Annotated in this window: 24 protein-coding genes; 12 read left to right on the plus strand and 12 right to left on the minus strand. The window is 70.1% G+C overall.

The annotated features are described in order from the left end of the window. The first annotated feature begins 4 nt into the window (after positions 1 to 4). Together AC3A6J_RS25945 and AC3A6J_RS25950 are read left to right on the plus strand one after the other, a co-directional pair. Positions 5 to 1,459, plus strand: a complete 1,455-nt coding sequence (locus AC3A6J_RS25945) for a M16 family metallopeptidase (protein WP_487862884.1) — start codon at positions 5 to 7, stop codon at positions 1,457 to 1,459. 16 nt (positions 1,460 to 1,475) lie between these two features. Continuing rightward, the gene (locus tag AC3A6J_RS25950; protein WP_487862885.1) at positions 1,476 to 2,825 is read left to right on the plus strand and encodes a M16 family metallopeptidase; all 1,350 of its coding nucleotides are present in this window, start codon (positions 1,476 to 1,478) and stop codon (positions 2,823 to 2,825) included. Between the two features lie 21 nt (positions 2,826 to 2,846). Here the strand turns inward: AC3A6J_RS25950 and AC3A6J_RS25955 are convergent, their stop codons facing one another. Beyond that, entirely contained in the window at positions 2,847 to 3,755 is a 909-nt protein-coding gene (locus tag AC3A6J_RS25955) for a LysR family transcriptional regulator ArgP (protein WP_487862886.1), read from the minus strand. An 84-nt stretch (positions 3,756 to 3,839) separates the two neighbouring features. Here AC3A6J_RS25955 and AC3A6J_RS25960 point away from each other — a divergent pair, with 84 nt between their 5' ends. From AC3A6J_RS25960 to pcp, 7 genes are all read left to right on the plus strand, one after another. Continuing rightward, positions 3,840 to 4,475, plus strand: coding sequence for a LysE/ArgO family amino acid transporter (locus tag AC3A6J_RS25960; protein WP_487862887.1), 636 nt, complete (start codon positions 3,840 to 3,842; stop codon positions 4,473 to 4,475). 32 nt (positions 4,476 to 4,507) lie between these two features. Then, complete coding sequence (locus AC3A6J_RS25965) at positions 4,508 to 5,176, plus strand: RsmD family RNA methyltransferase (protein ID WP_487862888.1); 669 nt, start codon at positions 4,508 to 4,510, stop codon at positions 5,174 to 5,176. Positions 5,177 to 5,219: 43 nt separating this feature from the next. Beyond that, positions 5,220 to 5,723: a pantetheine-phosphate adenylyltransferase gene (gene coaD / locus AC3A6J_RS25970; RefSeq protein ID WP_487862889.1), complete on the plus strand. Its 504-nt coding sequence runs from the start codon at positions 5,220 to 5,222 to the stop codon at positions 5,721 to 5,723. A gap of 43 nt (positions 5,724 to 5,766) precedes the next feature. After that, a complete protein-coding gene (gene pxpB / locus AC3A6J_RS25975; protein WP_487862908.1) occupies positions 5,767 to 6,414 on the plus strand; it encodes a 5-oxoprolinase subunit PxpB in 648 nt (215 codons plus the stop codon). Beyond that, positions 6,411 to 7,421 (plus strand): 5-oxoprolinase subunit C family protein, encoded by a 1,011-nt coding sequence (locus AC3A6J_RS25980; protein ID WP_487862890.1) that lies wholly within the window; start codon positions 6,411 to 6,413, stop codon positions 7,419 to 7,421. The genes pxpB and AC3A6J_RS25980 overlap by 4 nt, the downstream gene beginning before the upstream one ends. A 68-nt stretch (positions 7,422 to 7,489) precedes the next feature. After that, a complete protein-coding gene (gene pxpA / locus AC3A6J_RS25985) occupies positions 7,490 to 8,227 on the plus strand; it encodes a 5-oxoprolinase subunit PxpA (protein WP_487862891.1) in 738 nt (245 codons plus the stop codon). Positions 8,228 to 8,383: 156 nt separating this feature from the next. Further along, on the plus strand, positions 8,384 to 9,043 hold the full coding sequence (gene pcp / locus AC3A6J_RS25990; protein WP_487862892.1) for a pyroglutamyl-peptidase I: 660 nt from the start codon (positions 8,384 to 8,386) through the stop codon (positions 9,041 to 9,043). Here the strand turns inward: pcp and AC3A6J_RS25995 are convergent. Beyond that, positions 9,031 to 9,732, minus strand: coding sequence for an alpha/beta fold hydrolase (locus AC3A6J_RS25995; protein WP_487862893.1), 702 nt, complete (start codon positions 9,730 to 9,732; stop codon positions 9,031 to 9,033). The two genes, pcp and AC3A6J_RS25995, sit on opposite strands and share 13 nt — an antisense overlap. A 119-nt stretch (positions 9,733 to 9,851) precedes the next feature. Here AC3A6J_RS25995 and AC3A6J_RS26000 point away from each other — a divergent pair, with 119 nt between their 5' ends. After that, positions 9,852 to 10,550 (plus strand): histidine phosphatase family protein, encoded by a 699-nt coding sequence (locus AC3A6J_RS26000; protein WP_487862894.1) that lies wholly within the window; start codon positions 9,852 to 9,854, stop codon positions 10,548 to 10,550. 7 nt (positions 10,551 to 10,557) lie between these two features. Here the strand turns inward: AC3A6J_RS26000 and AC3A6J_RS26005 are convergent, their stop codons facing one another. Continuing rightward, positions 10,558 to 11,916: a tetratricopeptide repeat protein gene (locus AC3A6J_RS26005; RefSeq protein ID WP_487862895.1), complete on the minus strand. Its 1,359-nt coding sequence runs from the start codon at positions 11,914 to 11,916 to the stop codon at positions 10,558 to 10,560. A gap of 31 nt (positions 11,917 to 11,947) precedes the next feature. Beyond that, positions 11,948 to 12,346 (minus strand): tautomerase family protein, encoded by a 399-nt coding sequence (locus AC3A6J_RS26010; protein WP_487862896.1) that lies wholly within the window; start codon positions 12,344 to 12,346, stop codon positions 11,948 to 11,950. 107 nt (positions 12,347 to 12,453) lie between these two features. Here AC3A6J_RS26010 and AC3A6J_RS26015 point away from each other — a divergent pair, with 107 nt between their 5' ends. Further along, positions 12,454 to 13,320 (plus strand): LysR family transcriptional regulator, encoded by an 867-nt coding sequence (locus AC3A6J_RS26015; protein ID WP_487862897.1) that lies wholly within the window; start codon positions 12,454 to 12,456, stop codon positions 13,318 to 13,320. Between the two features lie 12 nt (positions 13,321 to 13,332). Here AC3A6J_RS26015 and AC3A6J_RS26020 read toward each other — a convergent pair whose 3' ends face one another. From AC3A6J_RS26020 to AC3A6J_RS26045, 6 genes are all read right to left on the minus strand, one after another. Continuing rightward, complete coding sequence (locus AC3A6J_RS26020) at positions 13,333 to 14,760, minus strand: amidase (RefSeq protein WP_487862909.1); 1,428 nt, start codon at positions 14,758 to 14,760, stop codon at positions 13,333 to 13,335. Next, complete coding sequence (locus AC3A6J_RS26025) at positions 14,757 to 16,244, minus strand: ABC transporter substrate-binding protein (protein WP_487862898.1); 1,488 nt, start codon at positions 16,242 to 16,244, stop codon at positions 14,757 to 14,759. Before AC3A6J_RS26025 ends, AC3A6J_RS26020 begins: the two co-directional genes overlap by 4 nt. A 153-nt stretch (positions 16,245 to 16,397) precedes the next feature. Further along, a complete protein-coding gene (locus tag AC3A6J_RS26030; protein ID WP_487862899.1) occupies positions 16,398 to 17,237 on the minus strand; it encodes an ATP-binding cassette domain-containing protein in 840 nt (279 codons plus the stop codon). Further along, positions 17,234 to 18,223, minus strand: a complete 990-nt coding sequence (locus tag AC3A6J_RS26035) for an ABC transporter ATP-binding protein (protein ID WP_487862900.1) — start codon at positions 18,221 to 18,223, stop codon at positions 17,234 to 17,236. Before AC3A6J_RS26035 ends, AC3A6J_RS26030 begins: the two co-directional genes overlap by 4 nt. Positions 18,224 to 18,228: 5 nt before the next feature. After that, positions 18,229 to 19,104 carry an ABC transporter permease gene (locus AC3A6J_RS26040; protein WP_487862901.1) on the minus strand — a complete coding sequence of 292 codons (876 nt, stop codon included), beginning with the start codon at positions 19,102 to 19,104 and terminating at the stop codon, positions 18,229 to 18,231. Beyond that, positions 19,101 to 20,051, minus strand: coding sequence for an ABC transporter permease (locus AC3A6J_RS26045; RefSeq protein ID WP_487862902.1), 951 nt, complete (start codon positions 20,049 to 20,051; stop codon positions 19,101 to 19,103). Before AC3A6J_RS26045 ends, AC3A6J_RS26040 begins: the two co-directional genes overlap by 4 nt. A 62-nt stretch (positions 20,052 to 20,113) precedes the next feature. Between AC3A6J_RS26045 and AC3A6J_RS26050 the strand changes: the two genes are divergently transcribed. After that, entirely contained in the window at positions 20,114 to 20,428 is a 315-nt protein-coding gene (locus tag AC3A6J_RS26050; protein WP_487862903.1) for a YfhL family 4Fe-4S dicluster ferredoxin, read from the plus strand. Here AC3A6J_RS26050 and AC3A6J_RS26055 read toward each other — a convergent pair. Together AC3A6J_RS26055 and pth are read right to left on the minus strand one after the other, a co-directional pair. After that, positions 20,414 to 20,758 (minus strand): hypothetical protein, encoded by a 345-nt coding sequence (locus AC3A6J_RS26055; protein WP_487862904.1) that lies wholly within the window; start codon positions 20,756 to 20,758, stop codon positions 20,414 to 20,416. The two genes, AC3A6J_RS26050 and AC3A6J_RS26055, sit on opposite strands and share 15 nt — an antisense overlap. A 242-nt stretch (positions 20,759 to 21,000) precedes the next feature. Further along, a complete protein-coding gene (gene pth / locus AC3A6J_RS26060; RefSeq protein WP_487862905.1) occupies positions 21,001 to 21,633 on the minus strand; it encodes an aminoacyl-tRNA hydrolase in 633 nt (210 codons plus the stop codon). Positions 21,634 to 21,754 lie beyond the last annotated feature (121 nt).

Genomic DNA, 21,754 nt, shown 5'->3' on the forward strand with positions numbered 1-21,754 from the left:
TTCTATGAAACACCCCTCGCCACGTCGTGTTGCGTCTGGTGCGGTGCTGGCGATGGCGCTTTCGGCGCTCTGGGCCATGCCTGCACTGGCCCAAAACCCTCCGGTTTCCGCCGCCTCTCCCTCCAACGCCGCCGCCGCGGCATCCACTCCCCGGCAGTTCACGCTTGCCAACGGCATGACGCTGCTGGTGCAACCCGATCGCCGCGCGCCCACGGCGGTGCAGATGCTGTGGGTCCGCGTCGGGTCCGTCGACGAGGTCGACGGCACCTCGGGCGTGGCGCATGTGCTCGAGCACATGATGTTCAAGGGCACCAAGCAGATCAAGCCGGGCGAGTTCTCGCGCCGGGTCGCGGCGCTGGGTGGGCAGGAGAATGCGTTCACCTCGCGCGACGCCACCGGCTACTACCAGCAGATTCCCGTGGAGAGCCTCGAGCAGATCATGAAGCTCGAGTCGGACCGCTTCGCCAACAACCAGTGGCCCGACGACGAGTTCAAGCGCGAGATCGAGGTGGTCAAGGAAGAGCGCCGCCTGCGCACCGAAGACCAGCCGCGCGCGCTGCTCGGCGAGCAGCAGAATGCGGCGGTCTTCATGGCCTCGCCCTACCACCGGCCCATCGTCGGCTGGATGAGCGACCTCGACGCGATGACGCCCGACGACGCGCGCGCGTTCTTCCGCCGCTGGTACGTGCCCGCCAATGCCGCCCTGGTGGTGGCCGGCGATGTCGACGTCGACAAGGTGCGCGCACTGGCCGAGAAGTACTACGGCAGCATCCCCGCGCGCGCCGTGCCGCCGCGCAAGCCGCGCACCGAGCCCGAACAGCGCGGCATGCGGCGCATCGAGTTCAAGGCGCCGGCCGAGCAGGCCTACGTATCGCTCGCGTTCCGCATCCCGAAGCTAGAGGACATCGAGACCACCGACGGCGACGTGTGGTCGCTCGAGGTGTTGTCGGCCGTGCTCGACGGCTACACCGGCTCGCGGCTCGACCGCGCGCTGACACAGGGCGCCGATCGCGTGGCCGATTCCGTCGGGGCCTATTCGGGCCTGGTCGGCCGCGGACCGCAGCTCTTCACGCTGGTGGGCGTACCGGCACATGGCAAAACGCCCGAAGCGGTCGAGGCTGCGCTCCGGGCCGAGGTGGCGCGCATCGCGAAAGACGGCGTGGGCGATGCCGAGCTCGCGCGCGTCAAGACGCAATGGGTGGCGAGCCAGACCTACAAGCGCGACTCGGTCATGGCGCAGGCGCGCGAACTCGGCAGCAATTGGGTGCAGGGCCTGCCGCTGGACGCCAGCGCGCAGATCATCGCGAAGCTGCAGGCCGTGACGCCTGCCCAGGTGCAGGCCGTGGCCGCAAAGTACTTCGGCGACGACCAGCTCACGGTCGCCACCCTGCGCCCGCTGCCGCTCGAAGCCAAACCCCGCGGCCGCGGCTTCGCGGCACCGCAAGGCGAAATGCGCTGAAAGGCGTCGAACCCCGATGAACCGTATCAAGACTCTCCTGCGCGCCGCGCTGTTCGGCGCCATTGCAGCCGTCGCAGCGATGAACGCCGCCCACGCGGCACTTCCGATCGAGCACTGGACGCTCCCGAGCGGCGCCAAGGTCTATCTCGTCTCCACCCATGCGCTGCCGATCGTCGACGTGCAGATCGACTTCGATGCCGGCAGCCGGCGCGATCCGGCGGCGCAGGCCGGCCTTGCGAGTACGACCGCGACCATGGTCGAGAAGGGCGTGGCCGCTGGCCGCAACGGCGAGCCGGCGCTCGACGAAAACGCGCTCGGCGAGGCCTGGGCCGATCTGGGTGCGCAGTTCGACACCAGCGTCGGCAACGACCGGGCGAGCTATTCGCTGCGCACGCTCGCGGAGCCGGCCCTGCTCTCCAAGGCGGTGGCGCTCGCTGCGCGCGAGATCGGCGAGCCGGCCTTTCCCGACGATGTCTGGCGGCGCGAGCGCGAGCGCATCGGCGCGGCGCTGCGCGAGGCCAACACCAAGCCCGCGACCATCGCGGGCCGCGCGTTCTCGCAGGCCGTGTATGGCAGCCATCCTTACGGGCAAGAGGTCACCGAGGCCACGCTTGCGCGCATCGACACCGAAGCCATGCGCCAGCGCTACCGGCAACTCATCGTGCCGTGCCGCGCCAAGCTCAGCATCGTGGGCGCGGTGACGCGCGCCGAGGCCGAGGCCGTGGCCACCACCTTGCTCTCGCGGCTGCCCGGGCCCGAGGCCTGCACGCCGCTGCCCGCGATCGCGCCGGTCGAGGCGCTCGCAGCACCGAAGGACGAGCGCATCCCGTTCTCGTCGGCCCAGGCCCATGTGTTCATCGGCCAGCCCGGCTATCCGCGCAACGACCCGGACCATTTCGCGCTCACGCTCGGCAACTACGTGCTCGGTGGCGGCGGCTTCGTCTCGCGGCTGACCGACGAGGTGCGCGAGAAACGCGGCTTGGCCTACAGCGTCTACAGCGGCTTTGCGCCGGGGCTCGGCGCGGGCGCGTTCCGCGTGGGCTTCCAGACGCGGCCCGACCAGGCCGAAGACGCGGTGAAGGTCGCGCGCGAGGTGCTGGCGAAGTTCGTGGCCGAGGGCCCGACCGCCAGCGAGCTGCAGGCCGCGAAGGACAACCTCATCGGCGGCTTTCCGCTGCTGCTCGACAGCAACCGCAAGCTCCTCGGTAACGTCGCCAACATCGCCTGGCACGATCTGCCGCTCGACTACCTCGACACCTGGACTGCGCGCATGAAAGCCGTCACGGCCGCCGACATTCGCGCCGCATTCACGCGCAAGCTGCAGCCCGCGCGCATGGTGACGGTGGTGGTGGGCGGCAGCCGCTGAAGAGGCCCGGCACGCGGCCCTTCAGCGCAGCGCGTGCGCGCCGCTGCGGGCCGCTTCACGCACCGCTGCCTTGAGACGCTCTAGCAGCGCCGGCGCCGCGCGCGCCTGTTGCCAGTAAAGCGGCACCTGCAGCGCCGAACCGGGCACCAGCTCGACGAGCGCGCCGCTGCGCAGGGCATCGGCCACCATGCTGGCCGGATGCATGCCCCAGCCCATGCCGGCCAGTGCGGCGTCGACGAAGCCGTGCGCCGACGGGAGCCAATGCCGCGGCGTCTCGACGCTGCGGTGGCAGACGCGCCGCACCCAGCGCGCCTGCAGCCGGTCCTTGCGGTCGAACACCAGGCTCGGCGCATTCGCGAGCGTGCGCGCGCCCACGCCCTTGGCGAAGTGGCGGCTGACGAACTCGGGGCTTGCGGCCGCCACGTAGTGCATGGTGCCGAGCGGCTCGCTGTTGCAGCCGGCCACGGGCTGCGCGAGCGCGGTGACGGCCGCCAGCACGGCGCCGCTGCGCAGCCGCTCGGCGGTGTGGTCCTGGTCGTCCACGGTCAGGTCGAGCAGTGCCGATGCCTCCTGCCGCGCAAAGGCCGCGGCCGCCGCCATGAACCAGGTTGCCAGGCTGTCGGCGTTGACGGCCACGCGCACCGTGACGCGCTCTCCGGCTTTGCCGCCCATGCCGAGCGCGGGCAGGGCGTCGCGCAGTTCGTGCTCGAGCATGCCCACGCGCTCGACGTGGCGGCAGAGTTGCTGCCCGGCCTCGGTCGCGACACACGGCGCACCGCGCACCAGCAGCGCGCCGCCCGTGCGTTCTTCGAGCAGCTTCACGCGCTGGGAGACTGCCGAGGGCGTGACGTTCAGCGACCGCGCGGCGCGCTCGAAGCTGCCTTCGCGGACCACGGCGGCCAGGGCATGGAGGGCGGCGTAGTCGAGCATCGGTCGGGAGGGAGTTAGAAAAACTGAAGAAGGCTTAGGAAGTTTAGTTTGAATTAATCGGTGCACGGCGGCAAGCTCGGCGCCATGCCGTTCGAACAAGTCACTGCCGCCTTCGCCAACGGGCTCTTCCTGAGCCTTGCGCTCATCGTCGCCATCGGCGCGCAGAACGCCTATGTGCTGCGCCAGGGCCTGCGGCGGGAGCATGTGAGCGCCGTGGTGGTGTTCTGCGCGGCGAGCGATGCGGTGCTGATTGCAGCAGGAGTGGCCGGCATGGCGCAGGCGCTGGAAGGCCGGCCGGCATTCGCCGCCGTGCTCGCGGGCCTTGGCGCGCTGTTCCTTGGCGGCTACGGGCTGCGCGCGCTCTGGCGCTCGCGGCACACGGGCGCGCTGCGCACGGTGGCAGAGGGGCTGCCGCTCTCGCGCGCCGCGGTGCTCGCACAGGCTGCGGGCTTCACCTTGCTGAACCCGCACGTGTACCTCGACACCGTGCTGCTCGTGGGCGGCACCGGGGCGCAGTACGCGGGCCCGCTCAAGGCGTGGTTCGTCGCGGGTTCGGCGCTCGCGAGCGCGCTGTGGTTCTCGGCACTCGGCTTCGGTGCGCGCCGGCTCTCGCCCGTGTTTGCGCGGCCGCGCGCCTGGCAGGTGCTCGACATGCTGATCGGCGGCACCATGCTGCTGCTGGCCGTGGCGCTGGCGCGGCGGGCGATCGCCGGCCTGTAGGTCGGCCCTGCGCGGCGCGTTAAGCTTGCCGCATGCCCCAGAAGAAGAAAGACGCCGCAGCCCCGCGCGCGCCCGCCCGATCGTCGCCAGCGCCTGCGCGGAAGTCCGCGCGGTCGCACGAGGTGCGGATCATCGGCGGCCAATGGAAGCGCACCCGCCTTGCCGTTGCCGACAAACCCGGCCTGCGACCCACGCCCGACCGGGTGCGCGAAACGCTGTTCAATTGGCTCGCGAGCCTGGCCGGTGTCGGCGGTGGCGAGCTGCCGGGCTGGCACTGCGTCGACGCCTTCGCCGGCACCGGTGCGCTCGGCTTCGAAGCGGCCTCGCGCGGCGCCGCGAGCGTGCTGCTGTGCGAACAGGATGCGGCGCTGGTGGCGCAGCTGCAGGCCACGAAGGCCAAGCTGTCGGCCGAGGCCGTGCGCATCGAGCGCGGCAACGGCGCCAGCGCGCTCGAGCGTGCGCCTGCTGGCACCCTTGACGCGGTGTTCCTCGACCCGCCGTTCGAGAGCACGGCGCTCTACGAACCCGCGCTGCGGGCCGCGGCGCGCGCGGCGAAAGCCGGCGGCGCGATCTACCTCGAGGCACCGCAGCGCTGGAGCGCCGAAGCGCTTGCCGCGCTCGGCCTCGTCGAATTTCGTTACCTGAAAGCGGGCGCGGTGCACGCGCACCTGCTGCGGCACGCCGCGCAGGCGGCTGCATAATCCGCCGACCAAGCCGCACCGGCTGCATGAGGAAAAAGCAACCATGGCCAGCAACGTGATCGCGGTTTATCCCGGCACCTTCGACCCCATCACCCTCGGCCACGAGGACGTGGTGCGGCGCGCAACCCAACTTTTTTCGAGTGTCATCGTCGCTGTCGCGGCGGGCCACCACAAGAAGACGCTGTTCTCGCTGCAGGAGCGCATCGGGATGGCGCGCGATGCGGTCGAGCCCTATGGCGGCATCGTCACCGTCGAGAGCTTTTCCGGCCTGCTGCGCGACTTCGTCGTGGCGCGCGGCGGCAAGGCCATGGTGCGCGGCCTGCGCGCGGTGACCGACTTCGACTACGAGTTCCAGCTCGCCGGCATGAACCGCTCGCTGATGCCCGACGTGGAGACCGTATTCCTCACGCCGAGCGACAAGTACCAGTTCATCTCGAGCACCTTCGTGCGCGAGATCGCGATGCTCGGCGGTGAAGTCCACAAGTTCGTCTCGGACGACGTGGAGAAGCAGCTCGCCGAGAAGGTCCGCAGCCTCGGGCGTGAATGAGCACCGCACCAAAGATGCGCCAGTGAGCAGTAGCCGATCGCCCGTGCCGCGCCTGCATGCGCTGGGCGATGCGGCGCTGCTGTGCGAACTGCCCGCACCGGCCACCCTGGCGCAGCAGCAGCGCATCTGGGCGCTCGGCGCCGAGGTGCAGCAGTGGCCCGGCGTGGGCGAGGTGCTGCCGGGCATGAACAACCTCACGCTGACCTTCGATCCCACCGTGACGGCCATCGATGCGCTGATGACGCGCGTGGCCGATGTGTGGCCCAGGCTCTCGGCCACTGCGGTGGAGGGCCGGACGGTGGAGATTCCCGTGGCCTACGGCGGCGAGCACGGGCCCGACCTGGCGGACGTCGCGGCGCACACGGGGCTCACGCCGGCCGAAGTGGTGCGGCGCCACAGCGGCGCCGACTATGTGGTCTACCTGCTCGGCTTTTTGCCGGGCTTTGCCTTCATGGGCGGGCTGCCGCCCGAGCTCGCCACGCCGCGCCGGGCCGAGCCGCGCACGGCGGTGCCGGCACGCTCGGTCGGCATCGGCGGCGAGCAGACGGGCATCTACCCGCTGGTGTCGCCGGGCGGCTGGCAGCTGATCGGCCGCACCGCGCTCGAACTCTTCGACCCGTCGGCCGAGCCGCCCACGCTGCTGCGCCCGGGCGACCGCGTGCGCTTCATCGTCGAGAGCGTGCAGACATGATCGTCGTGCAGAAGCCGGGCATGCTCGCCTCGGTGCAGGACCTCGGGCGCCATGGGCACCGCCAGCTCGGCATCTGCCCCGGCGGCGCGCTCGACGTGCTCGCGCTCACGCTCGCGAACCGGCTGGTGGGCAATGCCGATGCCGCCGCAGGCCTCGAGATCACCATGGGCGGCTGCGAGATCCGCTTCGAATCCGACACGCGCATCGCGCTCGCGGGCGACGGCTTCGGTGCCAGGCTCGACGGCACGCCGCTGTGGCCCTGCTGGAGCGTGCCGGTGGCAGCGGGCCAGACCTTGACCCTCGCGGGCGCCAATCCAGCCGGCGCGAAGAAGGCGGGCCTGCGCAGCTGGCTCGCGGTGGCCGGCGGCATCGACGTGCCGCCGGTGCTCGGCTCGCGCAGCACCGACCTGAAAGCCGGCTTCGGCGGCCACCAGGGCCGTGCGCTGCGCAAGGGCGACCGGCTCGGGCTCGGCGCCTCGCCGCTCACAGCCGCGCAGCGCGCGCGGCGCCCGTTCGGGCTGCGCGGCCCGGTGTGGGGCGACGACGAAGAAGAACAAGAGGGCACCGAAACCATCGCGCTGCGCGTGCTGCCGGGCCCGGAGTTCGACCAGTTCACCGCGGCCGCGCAGGCGTTGCTCTGGCGCGAGCGCTGGCGCATCACGCCGCAGAGCAACCGCATGGGCAGCCGGCTCGCAGGCGCCGAGCTCCAGCGCCAGCGCAGCATCGACATGCTCTCGTCGGGCGTGATCCCCGGCACCATCCAGGTGCCGCCCTCGGGCCAGCCGATCATCCTGATGGGCGACGCGCAGACCACCGGCGGCTATCCGCGCATCGGCGTGGTGATCCGTGCCGACCTCTGGAAGCTCGCGCAGGCGCCACTTGCCGGCCGGCTGCGGCTGGTGCAGGTCGACCTGACCGCTGCGCTCGAAGCGTGGGCCGGCCAGCAGCGCTACCTCGCGCAGGTGGCGCAAGGGCTTGCGGCGGCGGGCTGGCCATCGTCGGCATAGACTGTGCGAGCGCAAGCGCATGGCCGGTGCCGTGGCGCCCCGCGCCTCGAAGCAAAGGAAGGGATCCCATGCAAATCGACCTGAATGCCGACCTCGGCGAAGGCGCGGGCAGCGACGAAGCGCTGCTCGGGCTTGTGAGTTCCGCCAACATCGCCTGCGGCTGGCATGCGGGCGATGCCAAGACCATGCAGCAGTGCGTGCGCTGGGCGTTGGCACACGGCGTGGCCATCGGCGCCCATCCGAGCTTTCCCGATCGCGAGAACTTCGGCCGCAGCACCATGCACCTGCCGCCCGACGAGATCGTCGCCAACGTGCTCTACCAGGTTGGCGCGCTGGCCGCGATCGTCAAGGCCGAGGGCGGCCGGCTCTCGCACGTCAAGGCGCACGGCCAGCTCTACAACCAGGCGGTGAAGGAACCCGAACTCGCCGACGCGCTGTGCGAGGCCGTGCGGCGCTTCGATCCCGCGCTGAAGTTCTTCGGCCTTGCGGGCAGCGGCATGATCGACGCCGCGCGGCGCGCCGGCCTGACCCCGGTCGAAGAAGTGTTCGCCGACCGCGGCTACATGCCCGACGGCAGCCTGGTGCCGCGCAGCCAGCCCGGGGCGCTGATCGAGGACGAGGAACAGTCGCTCGCGCAGACGCTCTCGCTGGTGCGCGACCGCAAGGTGACGGCCATCGACGGCAGCAGCGTGCCGGTCAATGCCCAGACCGTCTGCCTGCATGGCGACGGGGCCCATGCGCTGGCCTTTGCGCGCCGCATTCGCGAGCGGCTCGCGCAAGAGGGCATCGCCGTGCGCGCGGGATGAGACGCCCCCCGAAGCGCCTGCGGCGCCTCCCCCCACTGGGGGGCGCACCCAGTGGCCGGGCGGAGCCCGTTCCACGGGTGCGCTGGCTTGGACCCCCGTTGCGTTTCATGTGCCGTACGTGTGCGCTGCGCGCAGTGAATCACTGAGGAGGCATCCGTGGCGCAGCGAAACAACGTCCTGCTGACCGGCTTCGATCCCTTCGACCGCGAAGCGCTGAATCCTTCCTGGGAGGCCGTGCACGCGCTCGACGGCTGGCAGTGCGGCCAGGCCACGGTGCATGCGCGGCGCATGCCCTGCGCGTTCGGCGCGGCCATCGAAGCGCTGGCGGCTGCGATGGACGAACTGCGCCCGCGCCTGGTGCTGTGCGTCGGCCAGGCCGGCGGCCGTGCCGAGATCACGCCCGAGCGCGTGGCCATCAATGTCGACGACGGCCGCATCGCCGACAACGCCGGCCGCCAGCCGATCGACCTGCCGGTGGTGCCCGGCGCACCTGCGGCGTATTTCTCGAGCCTGCCGATCAAGGCCATCGTGCGCGACCTGCGTGCCGCGGGCATCCCGGCTGCAGTGTCGAACACCGCCGGCACCTTTGTCTGCAACCACCTCTTCTACGGCCTGATGCACCGCATCGCCACGCAGCCGGTGCCGGGGCTGCGCGGCGGGTTCATCCACATTCCGTACCTGCCCGAACAGGCGGCGCGCTTTCCCGGCGCGCCGAGCATGTCGCTCGCCACCATGGTCGCGGCGCTGCGCGTGGCGGTAGCGACCGCGCTGGCCGTGGAGCAGGACGTGCGCGAGACCGGCGGTCAGCTCCACTGAGCCAGCCACGCGGCGAGCGCCGCGTTGACGAACGCGGGCTTCTCCATCGTGAGCATGTGGCCGCACTGCGGCACCCACACCAGCTGCGCATGCGGCACCAGCGCGGCCATCTCGCGCGTGCATTCGGGCGGCGTGAGCCGGTCGGTGTCGCCGCACATCAGCAGCACCGGCATGCGCAGCGAAGGCAGGTGCTGCCGCGCGTCGGGACGCCGCATCACCGCGCGGTTCTGGTGCACCAGCTGCTGCGCCCCGGCGTCGAGCACGATCTCCAGGTAGCGCTGCACCAGTGCCTCGTCGGCCGCCTGCGCGGGATGGAAGGCGAACACGGTGTTGGGTTCGATCACGTCGCGCAGCTCGCCGCGCTCGAACAACTCGATCGCGCCTTGGCGCAGCTCGGCCATTTCGGTCGTCTCGGGCCGCGCGTTGGTGCCCAGGAGCGCCAGGCCGGCGATGCGTTCGGGCGCCTGGCGCGCAGCTTCCATCGCGACCATGCCGCCCATCGAGGCGCCGCAGAGCACCAGCGCGCCGGTGTGCTCGCGCAGCACGGCGGCGGCCATCGACTCGATGGTGTCGTGGCGCATGTGGGCGTCGCTCACGCGCGCTGCGAGCACGGCGGGCAGGACCGGAAGCTGGGCTTCCCAGAGGCGCTCGTCGCAGGCGAGGCCGGGCAGCAGCACGAGTTGGGGCATGTTGCGGATTCTGCGCCATCGTTGCGCGCGTGTGCGCCGGGCGCGCCGGTGGCGGCGCCGCAACACACGGCGCGGCCGGCGGCCTGAACGTCACGCAGGCCATGGACAATGGACATCCCATGCCCACCACCGCACCCGAAGCCGCCACTTCCACCGAATTCATCCTGATCCGCCACGGCGAAACCGCCTGGAACCGCGAACTGCGCTTCCAGGGCCATGCCGACGTGCCGCTCAACGACATCGGCCACGAGCAGGCGCGGCGCCTGGGCCTGCGGCTCGCGGGCGAAGTCGCGCAGCACCTCGTCAGCAGCGACCTGCTGCGCGCCCAGCAGACGGCGGCCCCGGCGGCGCTGCAGTTGTCGCTGCCGGTGGTCACGTCCGTCGGTCTGCGCGAGCAGCATTTCGGTGTCGTCGAAGGCATGCGGGCCGAGGAGATCCAGGCGCAGCATCCGGATGCCTGGGCGCAATGGCTGGAGTTCCGCGAGGACCATGCCATGCCGCAGGGCGAGTCGGCGCGCGAATTCCATGCGCGAATCGTCGCCGCGCTCGGCAGCCTTGCGGCCGCGCACCGCGGCCAGCGGGTGGTGGTGGTCACGCACGGCGGCGTGCTCGACATGGTGTGGCGCACCGCACGTGGGCAGAGCCTGAGCGGACCGCGCCAGAGCGACATACCGAACGCCGGCTTCAACCGCATCCGCATGGCCGATCCCGCGCGCCCCGACGCGATCGAGATCGTCGACTGGGCCGACACGCGGCATCTCGCCGACCTGCCGCCGCAGCCGGTCTACGACCAGACCCGGCACCTGGCCACGCGCTAAGGCGCGTTCAGCCGCAGTCGGCCAAAGCCGGCAGCCCGAGGCGCGCATACACCGCGCCTGACTGGCGTCGCAATCGCAGCGATTCCGGCTGGCCATTGCGCTGCTGCTGCAGGATCCCCTGCGCGGCCGTGAGCGTGGCGCGGCTGCCGGCGCGCACCAGCGCATCGAGGTACAGCTGCTCGAACAGGTCGCGCTGCGCATGGCTGCCGCCGATCTCGAGCAGGCGCGGCAGTGCACTGCCGAGGCCTTCGATCGCAGCCGCGAACTCCCCGCGTGCGTGGGCGAGCAGGCCGTGCGCCGCCGGCACGCACACCTGTGCCCAGGCCGTGCGCGTGGAAGGCGGCGCGCGCAGCGCATGCGCCTCGATGCTGCCGAGCAGCGCATCGGCTTCAGTTCGGCCCGCGCGTGCGAGGCCGTAGAGGTACTGCAAGTCGAGAAAGGGCAGCACGTGGTCGGCCTGGCGCTGCAGCAGATGCGCCGCCACGTCGTGCCATCGCGCTCCCACGTCGATGCCCGCCAGTTCCAGCCGCGCGAGCAGCGAGACGGCGCCGATCTGGTCTTGCGAATAGTCCTTCGCCACGCCCCAGACCTCGCGGTCGTACAGCGCGAGCGCCTCGGCGTCGCGGTCGAGCTCGATGAGGAACAGCGCCACATGCCACCAGTTGTGCGTGACCATGAACGAGTTGAGCCCGGTCCAGGTGTCGGCCACGCCCTGCATGAAGGCCAGCCCCTCTGCGAGCCGGCCTTCGGTGAGCATCACATGCGCGAGTGCATGGTGCGCCCAGGGCTCCTTGCGGCACATGGCGATGGCGCGGCGTGCGCTCGCCTCGGCCTCGCGCATCAGGTGGCATTGCTCGTAGCCGAAGGCGGCCATGCCGTGCACCTGGGGCACGTCGGCCGCGGCGGGCAGCGCAGCGAGCGCGAGCCGCAGCATGCCGGGGCAGTCGCCGGTGTTGAAGCAATGGTATTGCCCGAGCTTCAGCGACACGAGGTCGCGCGGATGCGCGCGGGCCTGTTCTTCGTGCAGCGCGATGGCTTGTGCGATGTCGCCCTCGGCCCAGGCTTCGATGGCAGCGATGTAGCGCCGCTCGCGCGGCGTGGCGCGTGCCGAGCCGGCCGATGCACGCGCCAGGAAGGGGCGCGCATGCGCCGCGGCATCGCGCGATTCGGCAAACAGGTGCAGCGTGGCGCAGTAGGCCTGCACGATCGGGCTCATGTCGTGCTCGGCCAGTGCGAGCAGGTTGGCGGCACGCGCCTCGGTCGCGACGAAGCCCATCACGAAGTCTTCGACCAGCGGCAGGCTCGCGGCATCGTCGAGCGTGAGCGGATTGCCGAAGCTGTCGGCGTGCGAGTGGGCGGTGGGCATGGCCGGATGGTGCCATGCCCCGCCTCAGCCTTCAAACGCCGGCCTGTTGGTGGCGGTATTCCTGCGTCTTGCCGCCGTAGCCATAGGCCGCGCCGCGCGCGTCGATCACGTGGATGTACGACACCTCGTGCAGATCGGGCCGCAGCCGCTGCATGGCGGCATGCACCTCGCGCAGGTAGCGCGCCTTCTCGGCCTTGGTGTTGGTCTCGTCGGTGACGCTGATGTCGAGATGGAACGCCGACCGACCCAGCGACGCCAGCGGCTGCCCGCCGATGAACCAGGCATCGGCCGGGATGTACTGCACCGTGATGGCGATCACCGGCAATTGCTTGCCGAGCACGCTCTGGGTCAGTTCGGCGACCGCATCGACGGTCTTGCGGGTGAGCTGGGCATCGGGTTCGCCCGAAAGGTGGACAACGATATGCGGCATCTGGAACTCCTTGGTTGATTCGATGGGTTCATTGTGGGCAGTCGCTGTTCATCGGAAAAGCGGGAAGATATGATGGCATCCATCGACATTGCCGATGGATAGAAAAGATGCAGAACTTCGATCTCGAGCAGCTTCGGACGCTGGCCGCCGTGGTGGAGGCTGGCAGCCTCACGGCGGCTGCGCCACGCGTGTTCCTCTCGCAGTCGTCGGTCAGCGAGCAGATCCGCAAGCTCGAGGAGCGCGCGGGCCAGTCATTGCTCACGCGCAGCAAGGCGGGCGTGGCACCGACCGAGGCGGGGCTGCGGCTGCTGGGCTATGCGCGGCGCATCCTCGCGCTCAGCGACGAGGCCTTTCGCGACCTGCGCGGCGAGACCCTGCAGGGCGAGCTGCGGCTCGCCGTGACCGACTATTTCCGCCCCGGCGACCTCACGCGGCTGCTCGGCCGCCTCGGCGAGAGCTATCCGAAGGTGCGCCTGCACGTCAGCATCCTGAAGAGCGACGCGCTCCGGGCGGCCTATGCCGGCGGGGAGTTCGACGTGGCGCTCGGCATGCACATCGCCGGCACGCCCGCGGGTCCGGGCGCGGCGAAGCCACCGGTGATCCGGCGCGAATCGCTCGCATGGCTGGGCGCCACGGGCCTGCGGCGCGTGCGCGGCGAACCGCTGCGTCTGCTGGCGCTGCCGGACAATTGTTCGTTGCACCAGTTCACGGTGGCACTGCTGCGGCGGCGCCGCGTGCCCTATGTGCTGGCGCATGTGGCGTCGGGCGTGGCGGGGCTGCAGTCGGCATTGGCGGCGGGCCTTGGCGTGGCCTGCCTGAACGAATCGGCGGCTTGTGAGGGCGTGGCCCCGCTGGCGCCGCCGCACGGCCTGCCGGCCTTGCCGCGCGTCACGTTCCAGCTGCTGCCCGGCCGCCGGGGCGAGACTGCGTTCGTGACGCGGGCGCGCGAGATGCTTGCAAGCCAGCTTGCCTGACGGCGCTGCCGCTCAGCGCGCTGGCGGCAGCGGCCAGGGCCGCTGGGCATCGCAGACCTGCTCGAACGCACGCGACACGCGCAGCACGCCGAGGTCGTCGAAGCGATGGCCGGCGATCTGAAGGCCGATCGGCAGCCCGCTCGCCGCATAGCCGCAGTTCACCGACGACGCCGGCTGCTCCGACATGTTGAACGGCACGGTGAAGCCGATGTGTTCGAGCGGCCGCAGCGGATCGTTGGTGGGCGAGGGCGCTTCCGCGGCCGCCGGCATGTTCGGCGACACCGGCGAGATCACGTAGTCGAAGCGCGCACAGGCCTGCACCGCGGCGACGCGCGTTGCATGGAACTGGCTGAAGCCGCGAAACACATGCTCCCCGCTGAACTCGGCGGCGCTCTCGGCCCATTCGCGAATGTAGGGCAGCACCTTGGCGCGCTGGTCGGCGCGCAGGGCCTTCATGTCCACGAGCGAGCGCATGCGCCAGAAATGGTCCATGCCGTCGAGCATCGCCTGCGACATGAACGGCTGGATCGGCTCGACGATGGCACCGGCTTTTTCAAACAGCCGCGCCGCATGCTCGACCGCCGCCTGGATCTCGGGGTCGACGGCCAGCCCGCATCCGGCATCGAGCAGCAGCCCGACATGCAGGCCGCGCAGATGGTCGGGCGAGACGTCGAAGGCGGCCCAGTCGACGGCTTCGGGCGGAAGACTCATGCTGTCGCGTGCGTCGGGACGCGAGAGCACCTGCATCATCAGTGCCGCGTCGCCGACGCTGCGGGTCATGGGCCCTGCGGCCCGGCCCATGTACGGCGGGTCGATCGGAATGCGACCGAGGCTGGGCTTGAGCGTGAAGATGCCGCACCAGCTGGCCGGCAGGCGCAGCGAGCCGCCGATGTCGGTGCCCAGATGCAGCGGACCGTAGCCGGCGGCCGCCGCGGCGCCGGCGCCGGCGCTCGAACCGCCCGGCGTGCTGCCGAGGTGCCACGGGTTGCGCGCGAGCGTGTGGAAGCTCGACAGCCCCGAGGACAGCATGCCGTAGTCCGGCATGGTGGTCTTGCTCACGATCACCGCGCCGGCTTCCTTGAGCCGCGCGGCTGGCGGTGCGTCGGCGGCTGCGGGCTGCAGGTCGGTGGCGGCCGTGCCGGCCGGCATCGGGTCGCCGCGCGTCGCGATGTTTTCCTTGATGGTGGCTGGCACGCCGTCGAGCGGCCCGAGTGGCTCGCCACGCAGCCAGCGCGACTCGGAGGCGCGCGCCTGTTCGAGCGCCGCCTCGGGGCGGAACAGCCAGGTCGCCTGCAGATGCGGCTCCCAGCGCTCGATGTGGGCGATCACGGCCTGCGTGACCTCGACCGGTGACAGCGCCTTGCCGCGGTAGGCGGCGGAGAGTTCCTGTGCCGAGAGTTCGTTCAACCGGGAAGAGCGGGAAGCCACGCCGGTGCTCATCCCCACGACAGCGCCGAAAGGTCGTTGACGAAGATCGGGTTCTCCTTCCAGAGCCCCTTCACGTTCTTCTTGGCCACGGTCGGGAACTGCGGCTGGTACAGGAAGCCGTTGACCGCGTCGGCGGCCAGCATCTTCTGCGCCTCGCCGAGCAGCTTGTTGCGCTCGGCCGCATTGCCGGTGCTCTTGATCTTGTCGAACAGCGCATTGAAGGCCTTCGACTGGTAGCCCCAGTAGTAGTCGGCCTTGGCATAGTTGCCGAGGTCGAAGGGCTCGACGTGCGAGACGATCGAGAGGTCGTAGTCCTTGTTGCCGTAGGTGCCGCTGAGCCACTGGGCCCACTCGACGTTCTGCACCTTGACGCGAATGCCGACCTTGGCGAGCTGCGCCACGATCACTTCGCCGCCCTGGCGCGCATACGGCGGCGGCGGCAGGGTCAAGGTGAGTTCGAGCGGCGTCTTCACGCCCGCTTCGGCGAGCAGCTTCTTGGCCTTTTCCACGTCGTGCGGGTTCACGCCGGTGGTGTCGACGTAGCCCGCCGCGCCGGGCACGTAGTGGCTGCCGATCGGCACGCCGAAACCATCGGCCGCGCCTTCGATCACGGCCTTGCGGTCGATCGCCGCCAGGATCGCGCGGCGCACGCGCACGTCGTCGAGCGGCTTCCTGGCATTGTTGATCGACAGGATGGTCTTGGCGCGCGAGCCCGCGAGGATGGTCTGGAACTGCGGGTTCATCTTGAACTGCGGCACCACGCGCGTGCCGATGCGGGTGAACACGTCGACATCGCCGGCCAGCAGCGCGGCCGCCTGCGCCGCGGCGTCGGCGATGAAGCGGAAGGTCACCTTGTTGATCTTCGCCGTGGCGGGGCTGCGGAAGCCTTCCCATTTGCTCAGCGTGACCGTTGAACCCCGGGCCCAGTTGTCGAGCTTGTAGGGGCCGGTGCCCACGGGCTTGGTGGCATTGGCGTCAGCGCTCTTGGGCTCGACGATGACCGAGGTGGCCTGGCCCAGCACGAAGGGCAGGTCGGGGTCGATCTCCTTGTTGATGACGACCACCGTGTGCTCGTCGACCACCTGGGTGCTCAGGTTCTGGAACGTGCGCTTGTCCTTGTTGGTGCTCTTCTCGCCGCCAGCGCGGTCGAACGAGAACTTCACGCTGCTCGCATTGAACGGCTCGCCGTTCTGGAACTTGACGCCGCGCCGCAGCTTGAAAGTGTAGGTCTTGAGGTCGGGCGACACCTCCCAGCTCTCGGCCAGCAGCGGGGTGACGCTGCCGTCGACGTTGATCTTGGTCAGCGTCTCGAGGATGTTGTAGTGCACGATCTCCGCGATCGCGGCTGCGGCCCCGGCGGTCGGGTCGAGGCCCGGCGGCTCGAGCGCCATGCCGATCACGATGGCGTCCTTCCGTCCCTGCGCCATGCCGGCAACGGGGGAGGCCAGCGCCACGGTGGCGCCAGCGGTGGCAAGGAGGGTGCGACGGTTCAACATACGTTGTGATCTCCGGAATGACGATGAAATGCACGCAGCACGAAAGATGCCAGGCGCGGCGGGCTCATTCTCTCGCAGCGAAGGCGAAGCCGATGGCCGCGCCGGGTGGTTTTTCCTCGGGACGTTCCCGGATGCGGCTTCGGCCGGACCGGTTCAGGCCGCGAGCACGGTGCCGCCGGCGGGTGCGCGCGGCACGGCATCGAGCAGCGTGCGCGTGTACGGATGCTGCGCATGGCGAAAGAGCTCGCCGGGCGGACCCTGCTCGACGATCTGCCCCTTCCACACCACGCAGACCTCGTCGCAGAGGTGGTTGACCACCGCGAGGTCGTGGCTGATGAGCAGGTAGCTGATGCCGAACTGCTGCTGCAGGTCCTGCATGAGATTGAGCACCTGCGCCTGCACCGACACGTCGAGCGCACTCACCGGCTCGTCGGCCACGATGAGCTTCGGACGCGTGATGAGCGCGCGCGCGATCGCGATGCGCTGGCGCTGGCCGCCCGAGAACTCGTGCGGGTACTTGTCCATGTCGGTGCTGCGCAGGCCCACCGCGGCGAGCGCTTCCGCCGCGCGCTCGCGCTGCTCGGCGCGGCCGGTCTCGGCCAGCGCCTCGAGCGGTTCGGCCACGACGCGCGCCACCGTCTGGCGCGGGTCGAGCGAGCCGTAGGGGTCCTGGAACACCATCTGGAAATCGCGCCGCGCGGTTCGCAGCTCGCGCTTCGGCAGCCGGTGCAGGTCGCGGCCCAGCATGTGCACGCTGCCCGACGTGGGCGTGTCGAGCGCCATCACGAGGCGCGCGATGGTCGACTTGCCCGAGCCGGATTCGCCGACGATGCCGAGGCTGCGGCCCGCTGCCACCTCGAAGCTCACGCCGTTGAGCGCCTTCACGAGCGGTGGGGCTCCGAACAGGCTCTCGCGCGGCAGCGCGTAGTGGCGCACGAGGTCTTTCACCTCGAGCAGCAGCGGTGCGGCCGACGCTTCGTTGGTCTGGTTCATGGTGCGAGTGCGCCTTCCGCGGCGATCTCGGGCAGGCGGATGCAGCGCACGGCATGCTCGTTCCGCAGCATGGCGGGCGGCGGGCGGATCGCGTGGCAGGCGTCGACGGTGTAGTGGCAGCGGCCCGCGAACGGGCAGCCGGGCGGCAGGTCGACGAGTTCGGGCACGCTGCCGCGGATGGTCGCGAGGCGCACGCCGCGCGGCGCACCGAGCGCCGGGCGTGCGGCGAACAGGCCCTGGGTGTACGGATGCGCGCGCGCGGCGAACACGGCCTCGGTCGGGCCGCTCTCGACCACGCTGCCGCCGTACATCACGAGCATCTTCGACACGCTCTGGGCGATCACGCCGAGGTCGTGCGAGATCAGGATCAGCGCCATGCCGCGTTCCGCGACCAGTTCCTGGATCAAGGCGAGGATCTGCTTCTGGATCGTGACGTCGAGCGCGGTGGTGGGTTCGTCGGCGATCAGCAGGTCGGGTCCGCAGGCCAGCGCCATCGCAATGCCGATGCGCTGGCGCTGGCCGCCCGAGAACTGGTGCGGATAGGCATCGAGCCGCGACGCCGCATCGGGAATGCCCACGCGCTCGAGCAGCGCCAGCGCCTCCTTGCGGGCGTCGGCCCGAGACAGACCGCGGTGCAGCCGCAGCGGCTCGCCGACCTGGCGCGCGATGGTGTGCACCGGATTCAGCGCCGTCATCGGTTCCTGGAAGATCATGCCGATGCGGTTGCCGCGGATGCGACACATGGTTTTTTCGTCTTGTCCGACGAGCTCGGTGCCGTCGAAGCGGATGCTGCCGCTGACCCGTGCGGTCGATGGCAGCAGCCCCATCAGCGACTGCACCGTGATCGACTTGCCGCAGCCCGATTCGCCCACGATGCCCATCGTCTCGCCGCGCTCGAGCGTGAAGTCGATGCCGCGCACGGCCTCGGCGGGGCCGCGCTGCGTCTGCAGTTCGATGTGCAGGTCCTTGACTTGGAGAAGTGGCATGCCGGTCACCGGGCGCGCGCGAGGCGCGGGTCGAGCAGGTCGCGCAGGCCGTCGCCGAGCAGGTTGAGGCCGAGCACTGCCAGCACGATCGCCATGCCCGGGAACACCGCGAGCAGCGGCGACTGGAACATCATCGTCTGCGCCTCGCTCAGCATGCGGCCCCACGAAGGCTGCGGCGGCTGCGTGCCCAGGCCCAGGAACGACAGTGCCGCCTCGGCCAGGATCGCGATCGCGAAGCGGATGGTGATCTGCACGATCAGCACGGCCGAGATGTTCGGCAGCACGTGCTGCATCGTGATGGCGAACGGGCCCTTGCCGCAGGCGCGTGCCGCGGCCACGTACTCGCGCGACCAGATGGCGTTGGCCGATGCGCGCGTGATGCGCGCGAAGGTCGGGATGTTGTAGATGCCGATCGCGATGATCGCGTTGACGATGCCGGCGCCGAACACGGCCGTCATCATGATGGCCGACAGGATGGCCGGAAACGCGAGCGTGAAATCGGTCAGCCGCATGATCGTTTCCTCGACCCAGCCGCGCCGTGCCGCGGCCAGGAGCCCGAGCGCGGTGCCGATCACGAGCCCGATGCCGACCGCGATCACGCCCACGAGGATCGAGGCGCGCGCGCCCACGAGCAGCAGCGAGGCCACGTCGCGGCCATAGGCCTCGGTGCCGAGCCAGTGCGTGCCCGACGGCGGCTGCAGCTTGTTGGCCATGTCGATCTCGTAGGGCGAGAAGGGCGTCCAAACCAGCGAGAGGGCGGCCGCGACGAGCAGCAACAGCGTGAGCACGCCGCCTATGACGAAGCTGCGGTGCCGCAGTGCGCGGCGCCAGAAGCCGGGGACCTTGAGCGCCGCTGCGCTCGGGACTGTGGTGGCGCTCATATATCGCTGGCCTTGATGCGCGGGTCGATCACGGCATACAGCACGTCGACCACGAAATTCACGATAACCACCATGGCCGCGAGCAGCATCACGCAGTTGCGCACCACGATCAGGTCGCGGTTGCCAATGGCCTCGAAGATGAGCCGCCCGAGGCCGGGCAGGTAGAACACCTTCTCGATCACGATGGTGCCGGCGAGCAGTTCGGCGAACTGCATGCCCATGACTGTGACGACCGGGATCATGGCGTTGCGCAGCACATGGGTCCAGAGTGCCGCGCGCTGCGAGACGCCCTTGGCGCGTGCGGTGCGCACGAAGTCCTCGCGCATCACCTCGAGCACCGCCGACCGCGTGATGCGCGCGAGGATCGCCGCTTGCACCACGGCCAGCGACAGCGCCGGCAGCAGCAGCGACTTGAAGCCCGCGAAGATGCCTTCGCTCCAGCCGCCAAAGCCGCCCGCCGAGAACCACTGGAGCTGGACGGAGAACACCAGGATCAGCAGGATCGCGAACCAGAAGTTGGGAATGGCGACGCCCACCTGCGTCAGGCCCATGAGCCCCACGTCGCCGAGCTTGTTGTGGCGCGCCGCCGCGGTCACGCCGACCAGCAGCGCGAGCACGGTGGTGAAGGCCATCGCCAGCAGCGCGAGCGGCACGGTGAGCGCGAGCCGTTCGAGGATCAAGTCGAGCACCGGCGAGCTGTAGGCATAGCTGTCGCCGAGTTCGCCGGTCAGCAGACCGGCGATCCAGTGCCAGTAGCGGGTCCAGGCGGGCTGGTCGAGGCCGAGCTTGGCAGCGAGCGCAGCCACCGCCTCGGGCGCGGCGTCGGGTCCCATGAGCAACTGCGCGGCATTGCCGGGCAGGATCTCCAGGACGAGGAAAACGATGACGGAGGCGCCGATCAGCGTGCCGATCAGCGTGGCGAGGCGCTTGAGAATGAACAGGCTCATGGGACGGGGCGCAGCATAACCCGACTCACGCAATAGGCGTGCCTTGTTCGCGATAATCGGGCATGGCTCTCATGATCACCGACGAATGCATCAACTGCGATGTCTGCGAGCCCGAGTGCCCGAACGATGCGATCTACATGGGCGCCGAGTTCTACGAGATCGATCCGCGCAAATGCACCGAGTGCGTGGGCCACTTCGACGAGCCGCAGTGCGTGCAGGTGTGCCCGGTCGCGTGCATCCCCATCCATCCCGAGCATGTGGAGAGCCGCGAGACGCTGTGGCAGAAGTTCGAGCGCCTCGCCGCGGCGAAAGCTGCAGCCGCAGCAGCGGCGGCTGCCGGTGAATCGACGCCGCCGGCGCATTCAACGAACCCCTGACCCGCTCGGCGGTCTTCGCTTCTTCTTCTTGCTGCCATCGGGCGAAGAGGCCTGCTTTCCCGCCGGCACGCCGCCGCCGAACCGCGCGCTCGACCCGCGCGGTTCCAGCGCGAGCTTGCGCTCGCGCGCGTCGGCGAGCCGTTCGGAGGCTGCGAGCCTGCGTTCGGCGACGGCTGCCTGGCGGGCTTCGCGCGCTGCGCGTTGGTCGCGCTCGTAGGCGCCCCGCTCCAGGGCCAGGCGGCTGCGCTCGAGCTGGTCGGCGCGCGCTTCGTTCCTGCGGGTGGCCGCCTCCGCGGCGCGGCGATCCTCGTCGCTGCGCGCATCGTCCACTTTCAGGCGTTGTCCGCCTGCGCAGGGCTGGTCGCCGTAGGTGTTGCCGCAGCGGTAGGCCGTCGAGCCCTGGGCCCATGCGGGGGCGCCGGAGACACCGCATGCGATCGAAAGAATCGCGGCCGTGGCGAAGGCTGCGCCAGCGCGCCCTCTTCGGGGCCTGCTTCTGCTTTCTGCATTTTTCTGCATTGTTTTTCTCTCCCTTTTCTTCTTTCTTCTCCTGCACTCTCGGGGCCGGCTTGTCAGGTGGCGGCGGGCGCGCCTCCATCGCCGGGTTCGCGCCGTGGCGGCTTGGGTCGCGGCGGTTTGCTCGTGTGGATCAGGAGCGTGGCCTTCTCCATCTCGCCCGCCACCAGGGCAGGGGCGGCATGCAGCGTGCGCACGATCGCGTCCTCGATGGCGTCGCGATGCTCCTTGAGTGGCTTCCTGAGCACCCAGTTGACCACTTCCGACTTCACGCCGGGGTGCCCGATGCCCAGGCGCAGGCGCCAGTAGTCGCCGGTGCCGAGCTGGGCGTGAATGTCGCGCAGCCCGTTGTGGCCTGCATGGCTGCCGCCGAACTTGAGCTTGGCCTGGCCGGGCACCACGTCGAGCTCGTCGTGGACCACGAGGATCTCCTCGGGCGCGATCTTGAAGAAGCGTGCGAGCGCGGCCACCGACTTGCCCGACAGGTTCATGAAGGTCTGCGGCTCGAGCAGCCAGACGCTTTGTCCGTTGATGTTCGCGCGGGCCGCCAGCCCGTGGTAGCTGCGCTCCGGCATGAGGTGGAGCTTCCAGTCGCGCGCGAGCGCATCGATCCACCAGAACCCTGCGTTGTGTCGGGTGGCTTCGTATTCGGGCCCCGGATTGCCGAGGCCGACAAACAGCTTGATCATGGCGTTGAATTATCCGGCCGCGCCAAAGCAAAAAGGCCCGCACGAACAGTCTGTGTAAATAGTCTGCCGCCCGCTTAGATCGAGATGCCCCGCGAGAGCGGGGCATTTTTCGTTAGGCGAG

The organism is Variovorax sp. Soil_C_39, from assembly GCF_057656815.1.